The following is a 21,942-nucleotide window of genomic DNA, read 5'->3' as shown; positions in this document are numbered from 1 at the left end:
GGATCGGCTATTCATGACCCTGTATAAGGTGTTGACTTTGAGTCTAGTTGGCGCACAGTTAATTGTCGCTGGCTGTTCGTCACGTTCTGCACCCGCGCCCGTGGAGACACTCTATACGGGGAAAACGTATCAGGATTATGAAGCCGATAGCCTCGCGCAAGCTAAGCAGTACCAGGTTCAGAGCGGGGAAACGCTGTATTCAATTGCTTTTCGCGCCAGCATGGATGTTAACCAGCTGGCGCGTATTAATGACATCGCCGAACCTTACACCATATTTCCGGGACAAATGTTGCGTTTAGATGTGCCCAGCCCCAAAACTACGAGTTCTAAGAAACCGTCATCAGAGAATCAAAAAGATATAACGCAAACCGTTGCCAAGCCTGATACGAAAGAGTATGTTCAAAATACATACAGTAAAAAAACGATTGAAAAACAAAATCCTAAAACAAATGTTAAGGAGCGTGTAGTTGCTAAACCGAGGCGAGAAGAACGTCAGTCGGTTGTCTCACGCCCAGACACGATGTCAGTTAAGAACAAAGACATCCAATGGCGTTGGCCCGTTACGCAAAAAATTATACGTGATTTTTCGCTAGCCGAGCGAGGTAACAAAGGGTTGGATTTTGCAGGCCAAAAAGGTGATGCAGTTCATGCCGCCGCTGCGGGAAAAGTCGTGTACGTAGGAAGTGGCCTGAGAGGCTATGGTAATTTAATCATTCTGAAACATAACGATGATTTTATTACTGCCTACGCACACAACGAAAAAATTTTAGTTACTGAGCAACAGTGGGTCGATGTCGGACAGCCAATTGCAGAAATGGGCGATTCAGGAACCACGCGTGTTATGTTGCACTTTGAAGTGCGTTATCGCGGCAAATCAGTCAACCCGAGACACTACCTACCCAACTAGGTAAGTAGGCTGCTCGGCCTTGACTGATACACGTTGAGGTCTGTATGCAGAGTAGTGCAAGGGGAACGTCATGAGTAGTAAGCGTAAAAGCGAAATTGAAGATGACATGAAAGAAGTCGATGTGTTGGAGGAAGGGGAAGTCGATCCTTCAACATTATCTGATGATGTGCGTGATAATTCAGAAGAGGAACAGGCGCTCGAAGAAGCGTTGGTTAGCTCGGGTCAATATCAGCGTAAAATGGACGCTACGCAAATATATCTCAGCGAGATAGGTTTTTCCCCTCTATTAACTGCAGAAGAAGAAATTTTTTATTCTCGAAGAGCCCTTAAAGGCGATATTGCTGCACGTAAGCGTATGATCGAAAGTAATTTACGCTTGGTGGTTAAAATTGCTCGACGCTACTGTAATCGAGGTTTAGCGTTATTAGATCTCGTCGAGGAGGGCAATTTGGGGCTTATTCGAGCAGTCGAGAAATTTGATCCTGAGCGGGGATTTCGCTTTTCAACCTATGCGACGTGGTGGATCCGGCAAACGATCGAACGCGCGATTATGAATCAAACACGGACCATTCGTTTACCCATCCATGTGGTTAAAGAACTGAATGTGTATTTGCGCGCGGCGCGCGAGCTCGCTCACAAGCTCGACCATGAGCCGACCGCTGAAGATATCGCAGCCAGTTTAAATAAGCCGGTCGAAGACATCACTAAAATGTTGAGACTCAATGAACGTGTGACATCGGTTGATACACCCATCGGTGGCGACAATGATAAAGCTCTGCTTGATATTCTGACTGATGAGGCTGATGACGGGCCTGAAGGCGTTTTACAAGACGGTGATTTAAAAGAGCGCATCACTGAATGGTTGGATGCACTCAATCCAAAACAAAAGGAAGTGTTAGCGCGTCGCTTCGGCCTATTGGGTTATGAACCGTCGACGCTTGAAGATGTCGGTCATGAAATAGGCTTGACCCGCGAACGTGTGCGACAGATCCAGGTTGAGGCGTTACGTAAACTACGCGATTTCTTGCGTCAACAGGGGCTCACGCTTGAAGCACTATTCACTGGGCATTAATGCTTTTTGCGTTGTTCATTGAGCCATATCAGCGCTTGCATTGGTGTCATCTGATCTAAGTCAAGCGCTTCTAGTGCCTCACGTAGGGGGTCTACAGTCGGCTCCGGTGTCGTCGTCTCGGAGAGAGGTATTTCCATCTGTGGGCTATTAGGCTGCTGCTCTAATTCCGTGAGTTTTCGCTTAGCCCGCTCGATTACATTATTGGGTACGCCAGCTAACTTAGCCACCTGCAAGCCGAAACTACGGTTGGCCGAACCTTCCGCTACGGTGTGTAAAAACACGATGTGATCGTTATGCTCTTGCGCTTCGACGTGCACGTTACAGCTGTTCTCCAAACGTTCAGCAAGCTCAGTCAATTCAAAATAATGTGTGGCAAATAATGTAAGGCAGTCGAGTTTTGACGCCAATTGTTCAGCCACCGACCAAGCCAACGACAGCCCATCGTAGGTGGACGTGCCGCGGCCTATCTCATCCATTAACACCAAGCTTTCCGATGTCGCGTTATGCAAAATATTGGCGGTCTCTGTCATTTCTACCATAAAAGTGGAGCGACCCGATGCGATGTCGTCTGATGCACCAATACGAGTAAATATTCGATCCACAAATCCAATTTCAGCTTCTCGTGCGGGAACAAAACATCCCATGTGCGCGAGGATGACAATGAGCGCTGCCTGACGCATATACGTCGACTTGCCCCCCATGTTTGGACCCGTGATCATCAGTAAGCGCCGCTTATCAGTCATTGCTAAGTCATTGGGGATGAATGGCTCATCACTTAATCGTTCGATGACGGGATGGCGCGCTTGTGAGAGTTTTAATAAGCCACTTTGCTCGACGAGTGCAGGTCGACAGTAGTTTTGCTCGACTGCAAGTGTTGCAAATGCACATAGCGTGTCTAGCTCGGCAATCGCCGATGCGCTTTGCTGTAATCCATCAACAAACGGTAGACAGTGGTCGTATAGCCCATCATATAGCGCTTTTTCACGCGCTAATGACTTGGCTTGGGCGGTAAGTACTTTATCTTCATGCGCCTTTAATTCAGGGATGATATAACGTTCGGCATTTTTTAAAGTTTGTCGACGCTGATACTCGACGGGAACCTGATCTCCGTCGGCTTTTGAAGTTTCTATGAAGTAACCATGCACTTTGTTATAGCCCACTTTCAGTGAACTTATGCCTGTTCTCTCGCGTTCGCGTTGTTCTAGTGCATTCAGATAATCAGTTGCACCGGTAGCAAGATCACGCAATTCATCAAGCTCCGCATCATAGCCAGACGCAATTACACCACCATCCCGAATCAGCACGGGAGGCTGTTCGATGATAGCGCGATTGAGTACGTCAAGTAACTCATCAAATGACGCAATACGTTGAGTTAAGTAGCTCAATGCGGGAGCATCACAGTCAGCTTTGAGTTCTGGCAATCTCGCTAAGCTATCACGCAGTCTCGCAAAATCCCGTGGACGTGCGCTACGTAAGCCAATTCGTGCGACGATTCGTTCTATATCAGTGATTGCTTTAAGGTGTTCACGCAGCTCGAGATATCGATCGTCTGTCATTAATGCTTCGACTGCGTCATAACGCTGATTGAGTATCCCATGGTCACGCAAAGGACGCTGGAGCCAGCGTTGAAAATTACGGCTACCCATTGCACAGACGGTTTCATCTAGAACCGCCGTAAGGTGAGTCGATTCGCCGTGAGCACTTTGATTCAGTTCTAAGTTTCGACGTGTTGCAGCGTCGAGGATAACGGCATCATCAGTGGGTTCACGTGTAATTGAGCGAATGTGTGGTAAGGCTGCACGTTGGGTGTCTTGCACATAATGCATGACAGCGCCGGCACTACCGAGTATCGGTTCCTGTTGATTAAACCCAAAGCCGGCTAAGTGGCGAGTCGCAAACTGCTGTGTTAAAAGTTTAAATGCAGTATCGGCGTCAAATTCCCAAGGCGAACGTTTTCTGCAACGGCAATGTGCCAAAGGTAGCTGCGCTAAGCTCATTCCCTCGGGATAGAGTAATTCTGCGGGCTGTAGTCTTTGTAACTCGGCGGCTAACTGCTCGCGAGATTGTGGCTCACTAAGCCAAAAACGACCGCTGCTCAGCTCTAGCGTCGCGAGTGAAAAGCTCGATTTAAGCTCGCAAATAGCTGACAATAGATTCTGTTGTTTATCATTGAGTAGCGATTCATCAGTAATGGTTCCTGGCGTGAGGATCCGCACTACTTTTCGTTCGACAGGACCTTTACTGGTTGCAGGGTCTCCCACTTGTTCGCAAATTGCGACCGATTCACCGCGGGTGACTAAACGCGCCAAGTAGTTTTCAACCGCATGGTAGGGCACACCTGCCATCGGGATAGGTTCGCCATTGCTTGCCCCTCGTTTAGTCAACGAAATGTCGAGCAATTGCGCCGCACGTTTAGCGTCATCATAAAATAATTCGTAAAAGTCACCCATCCGATAGAACAGCAACATATCGGGGTGTTCTGCTTTGATTCTTAGATACTGTTGCATCATCGGCGTGTGCGCCTGAATGCTCTGTTCAGAGGTCGGTGAGACTGGCATACTATGATTATCTTTATTCAACGAGGACTGCGTCTATGGTAACAAGCAGCGGAAACTGGGCGCAACTGATTAAACACGCAAATGCGTTAGCAGAGCAACTAAAGCAACGGCGTCAAACTGTAGCCACGGCCGAGTCGTGTACCGGCGGTGGAATAGGCTATCTTCTGACAGAGATTGCAGGCAGTTCTGGCTGGTTCAATGGCGGTCTCATCACCTACACTAATGCACTAAAACAAAAGTTGCTGGGTGTATCGAGTGAGGTACTTGAACAGCAAGGCGCGGTGTCTAAAGCCTGTGTTGAGCAAATGGCGCGCGGAGCTATGAAGCAGTGCCAAAGCGACTGGGCAATTGCTGTGAGTGGCATTGCAGGCCCCGGTGGAGGGAGTGTCGAAAAGCCAGTGGGTTTGGTGTGGATGGCGATTTGTGACGAGAAGCGCTGTGATACTTATGAACAGGTATTTGAGGGTGATCGCAGCGAAGTCAGATTAGCGACCATCGACTATGTGTTAAGTCGATTACTGGAAAATTTAAACAAATAAACTTGATACTGTGAATTTATACAGTATACTCACAGGTGTAAACGAAACAAATTGGAGCATAGCATGAGCAACGATCGTTCAAAAGCACTGGACGCCGCCTTAAGCCAAATCGAACGTCAGTTTGGCAAAGGCTCTATTATGCGTTTGGGTGACAACCAAACGATGGATATCGCATCGGTATCAACCGGTTCGCTAGGCCTAGATGTCGCCTTAGGTATCGGTGGTTTGCCGTTTGGACGAGTAGTTGAAATCTACGGTCCAGAATCAAGTGGTAAAACAACACTAACTTTACAAGTCATCGCTGAAGCGCAAAAAGCAGGTAAAACGTGTGCGTTCGTCGATGCAGAGCATGCATTAGATCCGATTTACGCAGAAGCACTAGGCGTGCGTGTTGATGACTTGCTAGTCTCGCAGCCCGATACGGGTGAACAAGCGCTAGAAATTTGCGATATGCTCGTCCGTTCAGGTGCCGTCGATGTGGTGATTGTCGACTCAGTGGCTGCGCTGACACCGAAAGCAGAGATCGAGGGCGAAATGGGCGACAGCCACGTTGGCTTGCAAGCTCGTTTGATGTCGCAAGCATTGCGTAAGCTGACCTCTAATATCAAAAAGTCCAACAGCTTATGTATCTTCATCAACCAAATACGTATGAAGATCGGTGTTATGTTTGGTAATCCAGAAACCACAACCGGTGGTAACGCATTGAAGTTCTATTCGTCTGTGCGTTTAGATATCCGTCGTACCGGGGCGTTGAAGGAAGGCGACGAAGTGGTCGGTAACGAAACGCGCGTTAAAGTCGTTAAAAATAAAGTGGCTCCACCGTTTAAAGAAGCCAATTTCCAGATCATGTATGGTCGTGGTATCTCGAAAGAGGGTGAATTGGTTGATTTAGGCGTTAAGCATAAGCTTGTTGATAAGGCGGGTGCTTGGTATAGCTACAACGGCGACAAAATTGGTCAAGGTAAAGCGAATGCAATGAAGTTCTTGCAAGAGAATTCTTCAATTGCTGAAGAGATCGAAAGTAAATTGCGTGAGCTTCTTTTGGTTAAACCTGCAAAGAAAGATAAGAATGAGGCCGCTGCTGATGATGGCAAAGACAAGGGTAAGTCGAAAGCGAATACCGATGATGACTTGTCATTGAGCTAACCTTTAGCAATCGATAAAAAGCGCCTCAGGGCGCTTTTTTTTATCAAATCATCTGTCTCGAGGTGCTTATATTCGGGGTGGTTGAACAGAAAATAGCTCTTGGTGCAGTCTTGCAGCATAAGCATCGGTCATGCCAGAAAGATAGTCGGAAATGACGCGTGCAGAGTTCCAACCTTGCTGCTTCGCCGCTTTGTAGCGTGTTGCAGTATTGTCAGGCAATAATCGGTCTGGCTCTACTGATAACGCATCGAACAGCTCCATGACAATTTGTTGCCCCTTAAACTCCTGCACTTGCATTTCTGGTTTACGAATCACAAAGGTAAAAATGAAATGCTTCAAAGCGTTTAACAGCTGTTGTTCTGTCTCGGCCAATTGCGCCTTGTAAGATAGTAAATCGGATTCAAACTGTTCACTCTGACAGACGAGTTGAGTAGACGTTAGTATACGATTGACTAAACTACCAATTGCCGCTTTGCGCTGATAATGATGACTCGAAAATAAGTTATCGGTGAGTTCTACGGCGTCAAAATCGACGAGAGCAGAGGCAAGTTCTTGAAGCTTAGGAAACATTTGCTCGAGCCAAAGTTCACGATTGATTAAGCCAACTACGATTGCATCCTCAAGGTCATGCACACCATAAGCGATATCATCTGCGATCTCCATGATGGAGGCGTCGACACTTTTAAATGCGCTGCGACCATGACGATCCGTGGTGGGCATTTCGCTGAACTGACCCAAGTGTTCACGGTCGGATGCAGAAAGTGGCTCAAGTAACCAATCGAGTGCAATACTATCATCATCGTATAAGGCTTTAGCCGGTAACCACTGGCGGGTGGGTAAGTGGCGAAAATGAGTGACATCATCGGGCAAAATTGCTCTTCGTGCCGCCGACATCAACACAGGGTATTTAAGCAAGCCCAGCAAGGTACGTCGACACAAGTTCATACCGGCATCGGGTGTGTAGGCTTCAATTTGCGTCACAATACGAAAGGTTTGCCCATTACCTTCAAATCCACCGTGACGTCGCATCATATAATTGAGTGCTATCTCACCACCATGACCAAATGGCGGATGGCCAATATCATGAGCGAGACAAAGTGATTCGATTAATGACTTCGAAAGACCCAGTGAGCGACTTATATCGGGTTGTTGCTGGTGAAGATGCGCGACTAGGCTTGAACCGATTTGACTGGCTTCTAATGAATGAGTGAGTCGTGTACGAGGGAAGTCATGCATACCAATATACATAACCTGTGTTTTGGCCTGCAACCGACGAAATGCCGCCGAATGCAAGATACGTGCTTTATCACGCTGAAATGGTGAGCGGGTATCACCTTGTCGAGAAGGCGCTTCTGCTTGACGCGCTAACCACGCTGATGAATGCATACTGACGTCCTATTTAAGTTTTTGCGAAGGATTGACCCCATTGTTGTGCTTGTTGGTAATATTCAATCAGTTGTGCGGGTTTTATACGTAACCGCTGGGCTAATCGTTCAAGCTGCGTCCAGTTTCCCTGTTCTAAAACCTCACAGGTACGTAAGAAGAACGCCATTGGACCCTTGCCTTCGATGAGTGGACGTTTTATTTCCTTAGCAATTGCGACGCCTGACAGGATCACCGTTAATTCGTTATCCATCATTGCATCGAGCTTCGATAGAACACCCGTCAAAAAGGCACTGGCAGGTTCTACCTTATACTGCTCATTATGTTGTGCTAAAAGCTCCATAAATCGGGCGCGAATAAACGAAAGCTTTATTAGCTCATCGGGCTTTCCGTCAGCGAGTGATGCGGCCGCAATCAGAGCGCTAAACTTACGAATCTCGACTTGCCCCAGTCGCACAATCGCTTGTTGAATCGAATTGATTTCTGAATGCCGACGGAAAAAGGCCGAATTAACAAACTTGAGCAGTTTATAGGTTAGCCCAATATCTTGCTCGATCAGCTCGGCGACCGAGTCGATATGATAATTAGGTTCACTGGTGAGTTCGAGTAGGCGCATGCAAACGGCCTGTGAAGAGCTCAACACACGTTTTTGAATAAGTTCTGGTCGCGCAAAAAAATACCCTTGAAACAGTGTGAATCCGAGCGACTTGGCTTGTTGATACTCATCATAGGTTTCTATTTTTTCAGCCAATAAACGACCTGTAAAAAAACGCAAATCCTTAAGCAACTGATTAATGTGAGCGGTATTCATTGCACGAAAATCGACTTTTATAATGTCGACGTAGGGCAGGAATTCATGCCAGTCTGGATGATACTCAAAGTCATCTAATGCTATTTGGTAGCCTTCACCTTTATAACGTTGGACGGCTTCAAGAATGGCCGGTGTGGGTGGGATATCCTCTAAAAGCTCGATCACGGTTTTATCTGTCGGCAGCAGGCTGGGTAAGCCATCGAGTAAAGCGCTTTCAGAAAAATTTACAAAAGCAAAATTATTATCGGTTAATAATTTTACCCCGGCGTTGAACTCACTTCCTTCAACTAACCGTATAGTAGCCTCATCGGATGCGATATTAGGAAACGAATTATTTGGTCCATCTCGAAAAAGTAGCTCATATCCGTATATAGCTTTTGATTCGTTGAGTATGGGCTGACGAGCAACGTAAAAAAACACCGAGTAGACTCCACGCTTGTAATTAATCTATCCTTGACGTTAGTGTGAACAGTTTACGCATATTGTTAACAATTGGGAAGTCGCGACATGTCAGAAGTTAAAGTTGCTCTTGCGCTGGGTTCGGGAGCCGCAAGAGGCTGGTCTCATATTGGTGTGATTAAAGCGCTAGAAGAAATGGGCGTGCATATCAATATGGTTGCAGGTACCTCTATTGGATCGTTGGTGGGCGCGGGCTATGCCTCTGGCCGCATAGAGGAAATAGAAGACTGGGTTTTGAATATGGGTCGTTGGGAAGTTTGGAATCTTCTCGATTTTGGCTTCAACCAAGGCGGACTTATCGGTGGAGAAAAGGTATTCAATGTCGCTCGTGAGCAATTCGGGGCTAAAAAAATCGAAGACTTACCGATTACCTATGGCGCTGTGGCTACCGATCTTTACAGCGGCCGTGAAATTTGGTTGCGAAAAGGTGACTTATACGATGCTTCACGTGCTTCCAGCGCTATGCCGGGGGTTCTTGCTCCCACAGCATTTGATGGGCGATGGTTGATTGATGGTGGGCTAGTGAATCCAGTCCCGGTTTCGTTATGCCGAGCACTCGGTGCGGATTTCGTAATTGCTGTACACCTCAATTCGCAACTTAATGCGCGTGTCGCCGAGCAGCGAGGGCGTAGTATTCCACCCCAAACTGAAGCTGAGCAAGTACAAAAGGAAAAAATAGATGAAAACGAGGGCAACGCCGAGCATAGCTTCTTTGAGAACTTTTGGTCGAGCAGCAGTCACTACATTGATAATTTAAAAGATAGGTTCAAGGCGAATCCTCATAAACCACCGGGTATGTTTAGCGTCATGTCAGGAGCAATTGATATTATGCAAGAGCGTATTACAAAGGCTCGAATGGCGGGTGATCCTCCCGATATTTTAATTCAGCCCAAACTCGGACATATAGGCATCATGGAATTTGATCGCGGTAAAGAGGGTATCGAGATTGGCTACGAAACGACTAAGCGGATGGAAGGCTTAATTATGGACGAAATCCAACTGTATGCTGAGCGTCGCGGCTGAAACCTCACTTTCGAAAACATAAAAAAAGCCACCGTTAAGGTGGCTTTTTAGTATCTAACTGCAGCGTCTAACTACTTAGCTTTACTTGGCAGTGTGATAATGGTCATCCATGATCTGTTCCATTTCGTCGAACTTATCACGGAGGTTTTGGTCGGGTTCTGCCGTTACCAAGCTACCGACGATGATAGCGATAGTCGAGATAATGAAACCTGGAACGATCTCATATACGTAGGCGCTTAGATGCTCGCCGCCAACGGTTGGACCGTAGATCCAGATAAGGACAGTAATAGCACCTAACAGCATACCGGCAAGTGCACCGTGACGGTTCATACGACGCCAGAATAAGCTTAAAATAACGACTGGACCAAAGGCTGCACCGAAACCGGCCCACGCGTTAGATACGAGTGAGAGAATCGTGTTTTCGGGGTTCCACGCTAACCAAATAGCGACTAAAGATACCAGTAATACAGAAATTCGACCGACGGCTACAAGCTCTTTATCAGACGCATCTTTGCGTAAGAACGCTTTATAGAAGTCCTCGGTGAGTGAACTTGAGCTCACTAACAGCTGCGAAGAAATGGTACTCATGATAGCCGCAAGAATCGCTGCTAGCAGGAAGCCACCAATCAGCGGATGGAATAGGAACTGCGAGAAGATGATGAAAATCGTTTCCGCATCGTTCAGCGTCATTTGAGTTTCCGCCACATAAGCAATACCAACAAAGCCTGTCGCCATGGCACCGATGATTGACACAAACATCCAGCTAATACCAATGCGACGTGCGTTTTTGATATCACTCACTGAGCGGATCGCCATAAAGCGCACGATAATGTGGGGTTGACCAAAATACCCCAGACCCCAAGCAAGCAAGGATATGATACCGAGTGCGGCGAGACTTTCCCCGGTGGAGCCGTCCATAAAGAAGTCGAGGAATTGTGGGTTGATGTCTTTGACTTGACCGACCACATCACTATAACCACCGAGCTCAGCAAAGGCTACGATAGGCACAAGCACCAGTGCGACAAACATGATACAGCCTTGCACAAAGTCGGTCATACTTACAGCGAGGAAGCCACCGAACAGGGTGTACGCACAGACAACACCAGCGGTTACCCATAAGCCTGTCGTGTAGTCCATGCCGAAGGAGCTATCAAATAGCTTACCCCCTGCGACTAAGCTCGCTGATGTGTATAACGTAAAGAAGATAATGATAACGACGGACGAGAAAATACGTAGCGCACGGCCTTTATCGTTAAAACGATTGGCAAAATAATCTGGAATTGTAATCGCGTCATCGGCTACTTCAGTGTATGTGCGCAATCTGGGTGCGACAATCACGTAGTTAAGATAGGCGCCAATGACCAAACCCACAGCAATCCATAGTTGCGATACGCCGGCAACATAAATCGCTCCGGGTAGACCCATCAACATCCAACCACTCATGTCAGACGCACCTGCAGACAACGCTGTCACAGCGGGCCCTAACCCACGGCCACCTAGCATATAGCCAGAAACCGAGTCGGTTGACTTCTTATAGGCATATAAACCAATGCCCAGCATGACAATGAAGTACAGCGCTAGCGATATCAGAGTACCTGTTTCCACATTAAACTCCTGTCTTGTTATTCGGTAACCTTAGCGCTCGAGTTACCGGTTATTTGAGAATGATTAATTAAGTGTTCATGCAACAAGGCTTGTACGTAAGGTTGTTGCTTCTCTGTTAATAAACGTTCTGTTTCATTAAACGCGATCATTTTACCACGATATAAAATTAAGATCTTGTCAGCAATATGTTTCACGATCTGTGGCGAATGTGTCACGATAATATAAGAAATACCCATATCTTTTTGAAGATCGAGCATTAGATTAATAATTTGTGCTCTAACGGATGGGTCGAGTGCGACCAAAGCCTCATCAGCTACGACGATTTGCGGATCCAAAATAATGGCTCGCGCTATCGCGACACGTTGCTTTTGTCCGGTCGAGAGCATGTGCGGATAAAACGCCGCATGCTCTGCCAGCAAGCCCACCTTACGTAAAGTACTGTGAATCAGCTGTTTTCGTTCACTATTGGACATTTCGCGATTGAATAAGAGAGGCTCTTCAAGCTGTTGACCTACTGTTAATTGCTGGTTCAAAGATTTATCGCTGTCTTGAAAGACCATACGAATATTTTGGCAACGACGCTTGGATTGTGCGTAATTCAGCTTTTGACCATTTAAATACAGTTCACCGCCAGATGGCGCTTCGACCCCGGCAATAATTTTAGAGAGCGTGGATTTACCTGAGCCTGTTTCGCCCATAATAGCGAGCGTTTCCCCCGCTTCAAGTGTGAAGGAAGTCGGTTCTAAAGCGACTGACTTCTTACTCCACGGCCAAGAACGGCGTGGTCTGAAGGTCTTAAATAAATCGACCGCTTCGAGTAAGTGACTCATGCTTCAGGCTCATTTAAAGGGAAGTGACAATAATAGCTCTGCTCATCGCGATGGCGGACCAACGGCGCTTTGACACACTGTTTTTGCGCGTATGGACAACGAGGTCCCAATCGGCAGCCAATCGGCATATGGCGCAATGTAGGTACGGCACCGGGCAAACTCGGTAACTTGGATTTAGGCTCAAGTTCCGCGTGTGCTTGGAGGCTCATTTTTATCATCGCATCGGTGTAAGGATGAGCAGGGCGGTTTAATACAGTTTCCGTATCACCGTGCTCCATCATTTGGCCGCAGTATAACAGTGACACACGTTGGGTTGCGGGTAAGATTGAGGCGACATCTTGAGTAATTAAAAGTACCGACATGCTCTGACTTACCGCAAGCTTTCCCAATAATCGTTGGATTTGATCCTTCGTCGAAGGCTCCATTGCTGTTGTCGGTTCATCGGCGATCAGCAACTTGGGGCGGTGGGCGATTGCAATGGCAATACTCACTTTTTGAGCAATACCCTCCGAAAGCTCATAAGGGTAACTTTTCATAATGGCATCATGATCGCGAATACCGACCCGGTGAAGCAATTGAGCAACGCGTGTTTTGCGGTCGATTCTGCGATGCATAAAAGTGCCCGTTACGTCTCCGGCAGGGATAGCTTCAGTAATTTGTTCTGCGACGGTTGAGTTAGGATCTAGATAGGCTAATGGATCTTGAAAAATCATAGCCATATCGCGACCGGTTATCGCGCGACGCTGTTTGGGCGTCATCGCCAGCAAATCTTTGCCATTCCACCAAAGCCTGTCAGCAGTAACGTCCCAAAGCGGATTCAATACTCCAATTACGGCTTTAGCGAGAAGACTCTTACCGGAGCCCGATTCACCCACTAACGAGTGAACTTCACCTTCTTTTAACTGCAAGCTGACTTTGTCGAGCACACGCACACGTCCGTGAGGGCCATCCATTTCAATCGTGAGATTACGAATATCCAATAGGTCCATACTAGGTGTCCATGCGTTGTTTAATGGCGCGACGTAAGCTATCACCTACAACGTTGATGGCCATTATGGTGGCAAAGAGTGATAATCCAGGGAGCACCATACTCCACGGCGATAGGTATACCTCATCTAGGCTACGAGCAAGCATGCTCCCCCATTCGGGGGTTGGACTTTGTACACCTAACCCCAAAAAGCTGAGTGCGGCAATATCCATAATCGCGACCGATAACGCGACGGTCAGCTGCATCACCAAAATAGGCGTAATATTGGGTAAAATTACCCGATACATGAGATATGTGTTACTACATCCATTTAAGCGTGATGCAGTGACGTAGTCCTTTTGCCATTCTTGATAGACCGCGTTCCGAGTAACGTAAATAAATTGCGGAACAAGCGACAGCGTAATGGCAATAATCGCGTTACCAAGCCCCGCTCCTAAAATCGCAATAAGCACTAGAGCGAGTAAAAAAGAGGGAATTGTTAGTAATCGATCCAGCGTCCGACCCAAAACACGCAACTTTGATTTTGTATCTGCACCGACCATAGCACCAATGAAAATTCCGATAGTCGAAGCGAGAATCACCATGATGATAGGTAGTCCAAAACTGAAGCGCCCACCAATTAGCAGGCGTGATAACATATCGCGTCCCAAGTCGTCTGTACCAAACAGGAATTGCATATTGCCGTCATGTGTCCAACTTGGTGGTAAGGCAACGGCATCAACAAATTGAACATTGGCAGAATAGGGCGTTATCACAGGTGCAAGAATCACCAGCACTAATAAGGCGCCAAGTAACCAGAGCGAGATCATCGGCGCTAAGCGCCGTTTGAACGCAAACCAAACGAGCTGTAAGGGCGATGGATTGCGATCTTGGTAATATAATTCAATATCCGCCATATCGTTCTTCTCGAGTCATAGGAAAACGCCAGCCGCGGTAAATTTCAACTAATAAATTCAGCACTAAAATTAACCCCATGAGAGTAAACAAGACCATCTGAATAATGGGATAATCTCGCTCGATAATCGCCTTTAACAACCAAGCCCCTGCACCTGGCCAATTAAAAATATGCTCTACGATTACTAAGTTGGCCATCATCAAGCCAAAAATAAATGTCATTTGTGGTAAAACATCTTGCAGCACATTGGGTAGCGCATGTTTGAATAAGAGCCGTTTCTGACTCAGCCCACGTGCCCGGGCTGCTTTCACATAAGGTTTCTGCAACACCTCAATGGTTTGGTTTCGAGTAATGCGCAGCAACAGCATGGACGGCAAACTTGAGAGGGTCAGCACGGGCAGCACAAGGTGTAAAAGCGCATCTTGGAGTGCAGCCAGCTTGTATTGGCTATCACTGAGCAAAATATCGATAATGACTGAACCTGTGATTGAATCGATCGCATACAGTGGATTGATTTGCCCAGTGATGGGGAGCCATTCGATTTGTACAGCGAACAAGAGAATTAAGAGCTGAGCGAGCCAAAACACGGGTATCGAATAGCCTGTCATGGCACTAGTCAAAATAAACTTGTCTAAATTGTGACGAAAATAATTAGCAGCCAGCATGCCGAGTGGCAAGCCGATCAGTACCGCCAGCGCAAAACTTAACAACACCAGCTCGGCACTCACCACTAAGTAAGTCGCCGCATCTTGCCAAACGTCGTTACCTGTCGACAGTGAGAGCCCCCAGTCAAATTGGGTGATATGCGCCAAATAATTTACATATTGTTGAATAACGGTACTGTCAAAAGCGCGACTCTCTAATGTTGCATTGTAAGCGGCCTGTCCATCTCGTATTCCGCTCATATTGGTAAGCGGCTCCCCCGGGAACAGCCAATTAAGTGAAAACGTGACGACACTTAACACCAGAAGCGCTAAGAAGAAATAAAATAAGCGAGTCATTAAATAACGGGTCATTGGGCAGGTAGCTCCTTCCCTGCAAGTCTAAAGCTGATACCGCCATAAGGTGGCAGTTCCACGCCCTTGACGTACTCTCGTTGCGCCTGATAACGCATTGAGTGGGCAATCGGCAACAAGGGTTGTTGCTGCATCAGCAACTGCTGTGCAGAGTGATAAAGCTGCTTTCTTTGAGCATTATCCGTAGTTGAAATCGCTTGATAAAGAATCTGATCGAAGCCGTTATGACACCAATTAGCGCGGTTGCTGCCACTTGCAACCGCTGCACAACTTAGCAAGGGTCGGAAAAAATTATCAGGATCGGCATTATCGGCATACCAACCTATCAATACGGTATCGTGCTCCGAGCGGCTTAGTCGACGTCTGAATGTATTCCATTCGTAGCTTATAATGCGTGCATCAACACCCACCTCTGCCAAGTCTGACTGCATTAACTCCGCCATACGGCGCGCGTTTGGATTGTACACGCGCTGTACCGGTATAGCCCATATATCCATTTTAAATCCACGCGGGATTCCCGCTTCTCTGAGCATCTTGCGCGCCTTTTCTGGATTATAGTGATACTTAAGTTCTGCATCTGAAGACGCCCAAGAAGTGGGCGGTAATATGGATTCTGCTAACTCGGCATTACCGTAGTAAATTGTATCAATGATGGCTTCGCGATTGATCGCATAGCTCAATGCTTGTCGAACTTTAGGGTCGTCGAAAGGAGGTCGTTGAGTATTAAAAGCCCAGAACGACACATTAGGACTTACCTCCGATCGAACCTCAATTTCTTTCCGGTTCAATGACTTCAACTCACTGACGAGTGGATAAGGAATGACATCACACTCGCCGGTAACCAACTTCAGCATGCGTTTGTTCGCGTTAGGCGTAATGGAGAACACTAGACGCTCGATACTTGGTCCTTGTCGCCAATAGCTTTCGTGGCGTTGATAGCGAATGTAATAATCCTTTTTAAAAGCAACGAATTTAAAAGGGCCCGTGCCGATGGGCCGTTTATCGATAAGTTCACGTTGGCGATTGCTCGCCAATTGATCCGCATACTCTTTGGATAAAATAATGGCAAAGTCAGTCGCTAAATTTGCAAGAAAAGAGCTATCTGGATGCGTGAGAATGATATCAACCGTATATGGATCAACTTTCTGAACTTGGGAAATTAACTGATCCAAGCCGGTTGCCGCAAAGAACGGATAGAAACCGCCTCCGACAGAGTGGTAGGGCGCATCGCTATCGAGCCAGCGTCGGAAACTGAAGACGACATCATCCGCGTTGAAGTAACGCGATGGGGTGAAGTAGTCGGTATCGTGAAATGTCACATTACGGCGTAAATGAAAACGATAGCGCTGACCGTTATCAAGCGCTTGCCAGTCGGTGGCAAGTGCACTGACAAAGCTCTGCTGTGCCGCATCATAGTCGATTAGACGGTCATATAATTGGGATGCTGTGGCATCAACCGTGGTGCCCGAGGTTACGCGTTGAGGGTTGAAACTCTCAGGGTTTCCCTCGGAGCAATAAATAAGACCATCTTGTAACGGTTCAGGCACTTGTGTTTGTTCACTACAACTCAGCAGTAAAAAACTAGCCAGTGCGGTAACTATAATCGACTGTTTAGACATTATTTTATTGCGTTCCCTCAAGCAGTTGATACTTTTTCAAGTAACCGCGCAACTGATGATAAGTAAGACCTAAGTGTTTAGCCGTGCGTTTTTGGTTATATTGACATAGTTTGAGTGCCTCGGTCAGCAATTGAATCTCGAATTGTTGCGATTGCTCCTTTAAATCGATGGGCTGATCGATGGAGACCGGTGATAGGATTGATTCGTTAGCCGACTGCGTCGCGGCTGGACTATCATCCTGCTCGACGCTTTGTGTTTCTGGTACCGGTCGAGTTGCCTCGGTCGATTGACTACGCGCTGGACGGTAGGGGCTATCAAAGGCGTCGAAGATGATATCGCTGACCGGTATGTGACCATTACCTGTTCGATAGACGCTGCGTTCAATCACATTCTTTAGCTCACGTACATTGCCTGGCCATTGATAATCCATCAGCGCCCGCTTAGCGCGCTCACTGAATCCACTAAACAACTCATATTCAAGTTCACGCGCCATATTAATAGCAAAGTGTTCTGCCAGTATCATAATGTCTTCACGACGATGCCGCAGTGGTGGCAGAGTGATAACGTCGAAAGCCAAACGATCGAGTAAGTCATGACGAAACTGACCTGCGTCAGCGAGGCTGGGCAAATCCTCGTTAGTGGCGGCAATCAAACGCGTATCCACTTTAATAGGGCGCGTGCCACCTACGCGCTCGAATTCACCGTACTCGATGACACGCAGTAGTTTTTCCTGAACCAACATCGACGTATTAGCGAGCTCATCTAAAAACAAACTGCCACCGTCGGCACGTTCAAAGCGGCCTTCGTGTTTTTTTGATGCGCCGGTAAATGCACCAGACTCATGACCGAACAACTCACTCTCTAGCAAATTATCGTTTAGCGAGGCACAATTCAGCGTAACGTATTTCTGGTCCCAGCGTTGGGATAGATAATGACAACGAGCGGCAATGAGTTCTTTACCAGTTCCTCGCTCACCAATAATAAGGATGGGTTTATTTAAAGGTGCGACTTGAGAGACATGCTCAAGCACTTCAATGAAGCTATTGGATTGGCCTATCAGATTATCGGAGGGGCGGCTTCGGCTCATTTGATTATTTTTCCAGCTTTATAGTTATTTTTGCTAATTATTAGTCAAATTCACATAAAAAGGCAAGTATTAAAAATTGTACGGATTGAAAAACATTAATAAAATCAAAGTTTTACATAAAAAATATAAATTGGCGCAAATATTGAATGGATCTTGGCACGGTCGTAAGACCCAATTTGTATGTAACACCAAGGGGTATTAATTATGGGTATCTTTTCACGCTTTAGCGATATTGTTAACTCAAATATCAACTCACTGCTTGATAAGGCAGAAGATCCACAAAAAATGGTGCGTCTAATCATTCAAGAAATGGAAGACACACTTGTTGAGGTACGTTCGACATCAGCACGTTTGATTGCTGAAAAGAAAGATGTGCAACGTCAGCAGCAACGCGTCGAGCACGAAGTGTTGGACTGGGAAAATAAAGCGGAGTTGGCGCTATCTAAAGAGCGCGAGGATCTCGCGAAGCAGGCTTTGATCGAGAAGCAAAAAGCGCAGCAAGCGGTCGACTCATTACAGCAAGAGTTAGAGCGAGTTGATGAAAGCTTGTCGAAACTCAACGATGAAATTTCGCAGTTACAAGAAAAACTCGCGGATGCCAAGGCACGTCAGAAAACAATTATGATGCGAGAAAAAACTGCATCAAGCCGTTTGCAAGTGCGTAAACAGGTGGATAGCGGCAAAGTAGATGAAGCGATGATGAAGTTCGATCGTTACGAGGCCAAAATTGATGATATTGAAGCACAGGTTGATGCTTACGATATGGGCAAGCGAACTTTACGTGATGAATTTGCAGAGCTCGAAAATGAGAGTAAAGTGACTGATGAACTCGAGGCTTTAAAAGCGCGCATGAACGCAAAAAAGAACGAGAACAGTCAATAACTTAGCCTTTAGGACAAAGCAACATGGACTTTCTAGAGTTTTTGATGGCGCCCATTATCATATTTTTGGTGATTGTCGCCCCCATTTGGTTGATTCTTCACTACAAAAGCAAGCGAAATGCGAGCCAAGGTATTAGTGAAGAAGAACGCAGCCAATTGAATCAAATGAGTGAGCGAGTAGAAAAAATGCGTGAACGCGTACAAACGCTTGAGCGCATCTTAGATGCTGACTCACCTAGCTGGAGGGAACACAAATGAGTGCTACTGAACGCAAACGTCAGCTCCAACGCAACACTGAAACAGGCAAGATTGCCGGCGTATGTGCCGGTCTTGCCGACTACTTAAACATCGAAACCTGGGTGGTACGGCTGATTTTTTTCACCGGATTGATTTTTTCTCAAGGTTTCTTTTTAGTGCTGTATATCGCGGGCTGGCTTATTTTAGATAAGAAACCGCGGTCTGAAGGGCATCAAGATATGCACATCAAGACGCGTGTCTATGGCGGCGGCAAACCTGCTAGTCAAGCGGTTGCAGAAATGGAAAGCGAGTTAAAATCGTTGGACGAGCAAGTGCAACGAATGGAAAAATACGTCACCTCTACGCAATATAATTTGAATCGTGAATTAAGGCAGCTGTGATTTCATTAAAAAAGGCTCAACAGCAAACCCGCGATCTCATCAATCGCGGGTTTGATCGTCATATCAGACTCGCTATCACGGGTCTCAGTGGTGCTGGCAAGACCGCACTGATAACCGGTATGCTTGAGCAGGTGCTGAACGGTTATGATGCGAAGCAGTTAGCGTTCTGGCAAGTTAAGCATTCTGGACGTTTGCTGGGGAGCCGACTGATTGAAAACCGAGACTGGTCAACGCCTCGCTTTGCCTACGAAGAGGCGATTAAGGTGCTTACTTCAGCACAACCCAGTTGGCCGTCCTCGACGCGTGACGTGAGTGAAATTCGCTTTGAAATAAAATACCAACCACGCTCAGGGGTTGCTAAACACCTAATGGATGAACGTCGGCTCGTGGTCGAGCTCGTCGACTATCCTGGCGAATGGCTATTAGACTTACCACTACTGCAAAGCCATTACGGCGCATGGTCCGTTCAGCAGAATCAATTGAATCAACAAGGCGAACGTGCTAACCATTTTGCGTCATGGTATCAGCACGCTCGCTCGCAACTTAAAAGCGAATCGGTATCTGATACGACTCTGAGAGAGCTGGCACAGGGTTACCAGCAGGCTTTAAAATCAGCTCAAGCAGCGGGCTTTTACAATTTGCAACCGGGCCGTCACTTGCTTCCAGGACAACTCGAAGGCGCGCCTGTAATGGGGTTTTTCCCTTGGCCATTCAGCGATCAAAACTCTGCACAATTTGAACATTTAAAGCGCGTATTTGAACGTTATAAAGAAGACGTCATTAAACCTTTTTATAAAAATCACTTTCAAGGATTTAATCGACAAGTGATTTTGGTCGATGTGCTTACAGCGCTAGAGCACGGTAAAGCCCGATTTGACGAGCTCATAGAGACTTTGACGGGGCTGTTGAATAGTTTTGAATATGGTGAGAATGCGCTTTTACGGCGAATTATTTCTCCTGCTATCGATAAAGTGGCTTTAGTCGCCTCAAAAGTTGATCATGTCGGTCCGGATGGCCAACACGCACTGAATCAACTGTTATCTGACATGTTACGTCGTTCACGACAACATTTTCAGTTTGAACGGATTGAGCATGAACTGTTCGCAGTAGCAGGGATTGCTACGAGTAAGGCCGGACGACTCAATGATGGAACTATTGTGTTAGATGGTTATTTAGAAAGCGGTCAAAAAGTTCGTGTAGGCGCACCTTCTGTGCCCGCGCAATTGCCGAACGATAAGCAATGGCAAACGGGTTTTGAGTTTCCACAGTTTGTACCTCATTTTAGCGCTGCCGATTCACCTTTACCGCACATTAGGCTTGATCAGCTGCTCGAATACTTGTTAGGAGATAAGTTGAAGTGAAGCAGGATACCCAATTAAAGTTCTATGCCATCGAAGAGCCGGTTGATAAGGTCGAAGATACGACTGCAGATATGAATGCCGAAGCTGCTGAAACTATCGCGACATCAACGCGGCGAAAAGGTCAAACTAAACTGCGAAAATTGGCACTGGTGACCATCGTTGCTGTTTTCATCGGGGTGCTCACCGAGACGATACTTGGCATCTATGGGGCTTTTCAATCGTCATTCTGGCTTGGCAGTCTCTGGCTTGTCGTGAGTGTGTTGCTATGCCTAACATTATTTGGATTTTTTATCCGTGAATGGTGGTTGCTAAGAAAGCTGAAGCAACGTTGGCAGATGCAGGCGCACTTTGACGAGCAATCACATATCCAAGCATTACACCGACCCGATTTAGAACAACAATGGCAGCAACAGCGTCAGTCGCACTGGAACGAACAAGAAATCGCGACACGCTTTGAGCAGGATATCTTAGCGAATGTCGATCAGACAGCGATGCGACGAATTCGCAAATGGTCCTTGGAAGCTGCCGCATTGGTCGCTATCAGTCCAAGTAGCCTGGCCGATATGCTACTGCTACTTTGGCGTAATCAACGCATGATCAGTGAACTGTCGCGCCTTTACGGAGTGAAGCTCGGTTATTGGAGCCGCATTAAATTATGGCGTCATATACTGACAAACTTAGCTTATGCGGGCGTGAGTGAGCTTATCGTTGATATGGGTAGCCAATGGTTAAGCACCGAGTTAGTTGCACGTCTCTCAGCACGCGCGGCACAAGGCGTCGGTGCAGGGTTACTGACAGCCCGTTTAGGGTTACAAACTATACGACTCGTTAGACCTTTACCTTACGTACACACGCAAAAACCGAGCTTACTATCCATGCAAAAGTTGTTGGTGAAGGATTTAGCAAAACAGTTTCCAACAATGTTTAAAAATAAACCTGAACACGCTTCAAGCGATACCAGTCAATCATTGTAGCTGGTTAGACCAGTTAAGTGGAAAAATAGCGTTACAGCTGCCTGAATAAATGTCGGCGGCCGAAGCATTGCCTTTTGATAGTGACTCACTGCACTCTTAATCCATAACAAAAATATGACAAATGAATATTTTTTAGTCGTGACTTTGGGA

20 protein-coding genes are annotated in these 21,942 nt (G+C 46.7%); 10 read left to right on the top strand and 10 right to left on the bottom strand.

The window, feature by feature from the left end:
- The first annotated feature begins 13 nt into the window (after positions 1 to 13).
- Both AC3AP5_RS06510 and rpoS read left to right on the top strand, forming a co-directional pair.
- Complete coding sequence (locus AC3AP5_RS06510) at positions 14 to 907, top strand: peptidoglycan DD-metalloendopeptidase family protein (protein WP_006956035.1); 894 nt, start codon at positions 14 to 16, stop codon at positions 905 to 907.
- Between the two features lie 70 nt (positions 908 to 977).
- Entirely contained in the window at positions 978 to 1,979 is a 1,002-nt protein-coding gene (gene rpoS, locus AC3AP5_RS06505; protein WP_006956034.1) for an RNA polymerase sigma factor RpoS, read from the top strand.
- Here rpoS and mutS read toward each other — a convergent pair.
- Positions 1,976 to 4,537 (bottom strand): DNA mismatch repair protein MutS, encoded by a 2,562-nt coding sequence (mutS, locus tag AC3AP5_RS06500; RefSeq protein WP_487327280.1) that lies wholly within the window; start codon positions 4,535 to 4,537, stop codon positions 1,976 to 1,978. The two genes, rpoS and mutS, sit on opposite strands and share 4 nt — an antisense overlap.
- 35 nt (positions 4,538 to 4,572) lie before the next feature.
- Here mutS and AC3AP5_RS06495 point away from each other — a divergent pair, with 35 nt between their 5' ends.
- Entirely contained in the window at positions 4,573 to 5,076 is a 504-nt protein-coding gene (locus tag AC3AP5_RS06495) for a CinA family protein (RefSeq protein ID WP_006956032.1), read from the top strand.
- 63 nt (positions 5,077 to 5,139) lie between these two features.
- Entirely contained in the window at positions 5,140 to 6,222 is a 1,083-nt protein-coding gene (recA, locus tag AC3AP5_RS06490) for a recombinase RecA (protein ID WP_006956031.1), read from the top strand.
- Between the two features lie 66 nt (positions 6,223 to 6,288).
- Here recA and AC3AP5_RS06485 read toward each other — a convergent pair whose 3' ends face one another.
- Both AC3AP5_RS06485 and AC3AP5_RS06480 read right to left on the bottom strand, forming a co-directional pair.
- Positions 6,289 to 7,608: an anti-phage deoxyguanosine triphosphatase gene (locus AC3AP5_RS06485; RefSeq protein WP_272978054.1), complete on the bottom strand. Its 1,320-nt coding sequence runs from the start codon at positions 7,606 to 7,608 to the stop codon at positions 6,289 to 6,291.
- 13 nt (positions 7,609 to 7,621) lie between these two features.
- A complete protein-coding gene (locus tag AC3AP5_RS06480) occupies positions 7,622 to 8,836 on the bottom strand; it encodes an EAL and HDOD domain-containing protein (RefSeq protein WP_487327279.1) in 1,215 nt (404 codons plus the stop codon).
- Between the two features lie 87 nt (positions 8,837 to 8,923).
- Here AC3AP5_RS06480 and rssA point away from each other — a divergent pair, with 87 nt between their 5' ends.
- Positions 8,924 to 9,898 carry a patatin-like phospholipase RssA gene (gene rssA, locus AC3AP5_RS06475; RefSeq protein WP_006956028.1) on the top strand — a complete coding sequence of 325 codons (975 nt, stop codon included), beginning with the start codon at positions 8,924 to 8,926 and terminating at the stop codon, positions 9,896 to 9,898.
- Positions 9,899 to 9,979: 81 nt separating this feature from the next.
- Here the strand turns inward: rssA and putP are convergent, their stop codons facing one another.
- Genes putP through pspF form a run of 7 tightly spaced genes read right to left on the bottom strand, consistent with a single transcriptional unit; the run spans position 9,980 to position 17,938 of the window.
- Entirely contained in the window at positions 9,980 to 11,503 is a 1,524-nt protein-coding gene (putP, locus tag AC3AP5_RS06470) for a sodium/proline symporter PutP (RefSeq protein ID WP_006956027.1), read from the bottom strand.
- A 17-nt stretch (positions 11,504 to 11,520) separates the two neighbouring features.
- A complete protein-coding gene (locus AC3AP5_RS06465; RefSeq protein ID WP_006956026.1) occupies positions 11,521 to 12,333 on the bottom strand; it encodes an ATP-binding cassette domain-containing protein in 813 nt (270 codons plus the stop codon).
- Positions 12,330 to 13,322 (bottom strand): oligopeptide/dipeptide ABC transporter ATP-binding protein, encoded by a 993-nt coding sequence (locus AC3AP5_RS06460; protein WP_006956025.1) that lies wholly within the window; start codon positions 13,320 to 13,322, stop codon positions 12,330 to 12,332. Before AC3AP5_RS06460 ends, AC3AP5_RS06465 begins: the two co-directional genes overlap by 4 nt.
- A gap of 1 nt (position 13,323) precedes the next feature.
- Entirely contained in the window at positions 13,324 to 14,217 is an 894-nt protein-coding gene (locus AC3AP5_RS06455) for an ABC transporter permease subunit (RefSeq protein ID WP_006956024.1), read from the bottom strand.
- Positions 14,204 to 15,232 carry an ABC transporter permease subunit gene (locus AC3AP5_RS06450; protein ID WP_487327278.1) on the bottom strand — a complete coding sequence of 343 codons (1,029 nt, stop codon included), beginning with the start codon at positions 15,230 to 15,232 and terminating at the stop codon, positions 14,204 to 14,206. The genes AC3AP5_RS06455 and AC3AP5_RS06450 overlap by 14 nt, the downstream gene beginning before the upstream one ends.
- Positions 15,229 to 16,851, bottom strand: coding sequence for an ABC transporter substrate-binding protein (locus AC3AP5_RS06445; protein ID WP_348671168.1), 1,623 nt, complete (start codon positions 16,849 to 16,851; stop codon positions 15,229 to 15,231). Before AC3AP5_RS06445 ends, AC3AP5_RS06450 begins: the two co-directional genes overlap by 4 nt.
- Positions 16,852 to 16,855: 4 nt before the next feature.
- Positions 16,856 to 17,938, bottom strand: coding sequence for a phage shock protein operon transcriptional activator (gene pspF, locus AC3AP5_RS06440; RefSeq protein ID WP_487327277.1), 1,083 nt, complete (start codon positions 17,936 to 17,938; stop codon positions 16,856 to 16,858).
- Positions 17,939 to 18,142: 204 nt separating this feature from the next.
- Between pspF and pspA the strand changes: the two genes are divergently transcribed.
- Genes pspA through AC3AP5_RS06415 form a run of 5 tightly spaced genes read left to right on the top strand, consistent with a single transcriptional unit; the run spans position 18,143 to position 21,792 of the window.
- Entirely contained in the window at positions 18,143 to 18,820 is a 678-nt protein-coding gene (gene pspA, locus AC3AP5_RS06435; RefSeq protein WP_006956020.1) for a phage shock protein PspA, read from the top strand.
- A 23-nt stretch (positions 18,821 to 18,843) separates the two neighbouring features.
- Positions 18,844 to 19,077 (top strand): envelope stress response membrane protein PspB, encoded by a 234-nt coding sequence (gene pspB, locus AC3AP5_RS06430; RefSeq protein ID WP_006956019.1) that lies wholly within the window; start codon positions 18,844 to 18,846, stop codon positions 19,075 to 19,077.
- Positions 19,074 to 19,457, top strand: coding sequence for an envelope stress response membrane protein PspC (gene pspC, locus AC3AP5_RS06425; protein WP_272977540.1), 384 nt, complete (start codon positions 19,074 to 19,076; stop codon positions 19,455 to 19,457). The genes pspB and pspC overlap by 4 nt, the downstream gene beginning before the upstream one ends.
- A complete protein-coding gene (locus AC3AP5_RS06420) occupies positions 19,454 to 20,818 on the top strand; it encodes a YcjX family protein (protein WP_487327276.1) in 1,365 nt (454 codons plus the stop codon). The genes pspC and AC3AP5_RS06420 overlap by 4 nt, the downstream gene beginning before the upstream one ends.
- On the top strand, positions 20,815 to 21,792 hold the full coding sequence (locus tag AC3AP5_RS06415) for a TIGR01620 family protein (RefSeq protein ID WP_272978235.1): 978 nt from the start codon (positions 20,815 to 20,817) through the stop codon (positions 21,790 to 21,792). Before AC3AP5_RS06420 ends, AC3AP5_RS06415 begins: the two co-directional genes overlap by 4 nt.
- The last annotated feature ends 150 nt before the right edge of the window (positions 21,793 to 21,942 follow it).

The organism is Idiomarina sp. D18, assembly GCF_057748155.1.
The sequence above is the reverse complement of the archived record's forward strand: the minus strand, read 5'-3'. Positions and strand labels throughout refer to the sequence as shown.

Excerpts from the sequence above, each read along its gene's own strand:
- AC3AP5_RS06485 (WP_272978054.1), bottom strand. The coding sequence starts at position 7,608 with ATGCATTCATCAGCGTGGTTAGCGCGTCAAGCAGAAGCGCCTTCTCGA.
- rssA (WP_006956028.1), top strand. The coding sequence starts at position 8,924 with ATGTCAGAAGTTAAAGTTGCTCTTGCGCTGGGTTCGGGAGCCGCAAGA.
- AC3AP5_RS06460 (WP_006956025.1), bottom strand. The coding sequence starts at position 13,322 with ATGGACCTATTGGATATTCGTAATCTCACGATTGAAATGGATGGCCCT.
- mutS (WP_487327280.1), bottom strand. The coding sequence starts at position 4,537 with ATGCCAGTCTCACCGACCTCTGAACAGAGCATTCAGGCGCACACGCCG.
- rpoS (WP_006956034.1), top strand. The coding sequence starts at position 978 with ATGAGTAGTAAGCGTAAAAGCGAAATTGAAGATGACATGAAAGAAGTC.
- pspC (WP_272977540.1), top strand. The coding sequence starts at position 19,074 with ATGAGTGCTACTGAACGCAAACGTCAGCTCCAACGCAACACTGAAACA.
- AC3AP5_RS06455 (WP_006956024.1), bottom strand. The coding sequence starts at position 14,217 with ATGGCGGATATTGAATTATATTACCAAGATCGCAATCCATCGCCCTTA.
- pspA (WP_006956020.1), top strand. The coding sequence starts at position 18,143 with ATGGGTATCTTTTCACGCTTTAGCGATATTGTTAACTCAAATATCAAC.
- AC3AP5_RS06450 (WP_487327278.1), bottom strand. The coding sequence starts at position 15,232 with ATGACCCGTTATTTAATGACTCGCTTATTTTATTTCTTCTTAGCGCTT.
- pspF (WP_487327277.1), bottom strand. The coding sequence starts at position 17,938 with ATGAGCCGAAGCCGCCCCTCCGATAATCTGATAGGCCAATCCAATAGC.
- recA (WP_006956031.1), top strand. The coding sequence starts at position 5,140 with ATGAGCAACGATCGTTCAAAAGCACTGGACGCCGCCTTAAGCCAAATC.
- AC3AP5_RS06495 (WP_006956032.1), top strand. The coding sequence starts at position 4,573 with ATGGTAACAAGCAGCGGAAACTGGGCGCAACTGATTAAACACGCAAAT.
- AC3AP5_RS06445 (WP_348671168.1), bottom strand. The coding sequence starts at position 16,851 with ATGTCTAAACAGTCGATTATAGTTACCGCACTGGCTAGTTTTTTACTG.
- pspB (WP_006956019.1), top strand. The coding sequence starts at position 18,844 with ATGGACTTTCTAGAGTTTTTGATGGCGCCCATTATCATATTTTTGGTG.
- AC3AP5_RS06510 (WP_006956035.1), top strand. The coding sequence starts at position 14 with ATGACCCTGTATAAGGTGTTGACTTTGAGTCTAGTTGGCGCACAGTTA.
- AC3AP5_RS06465 (WP_006956026.1), bottom strand. The coding sequence starts at position 12,333 with ATGAGTCACTTACTCGAAGCGGTCGATTTATTTAAGACCTTCAGACCA.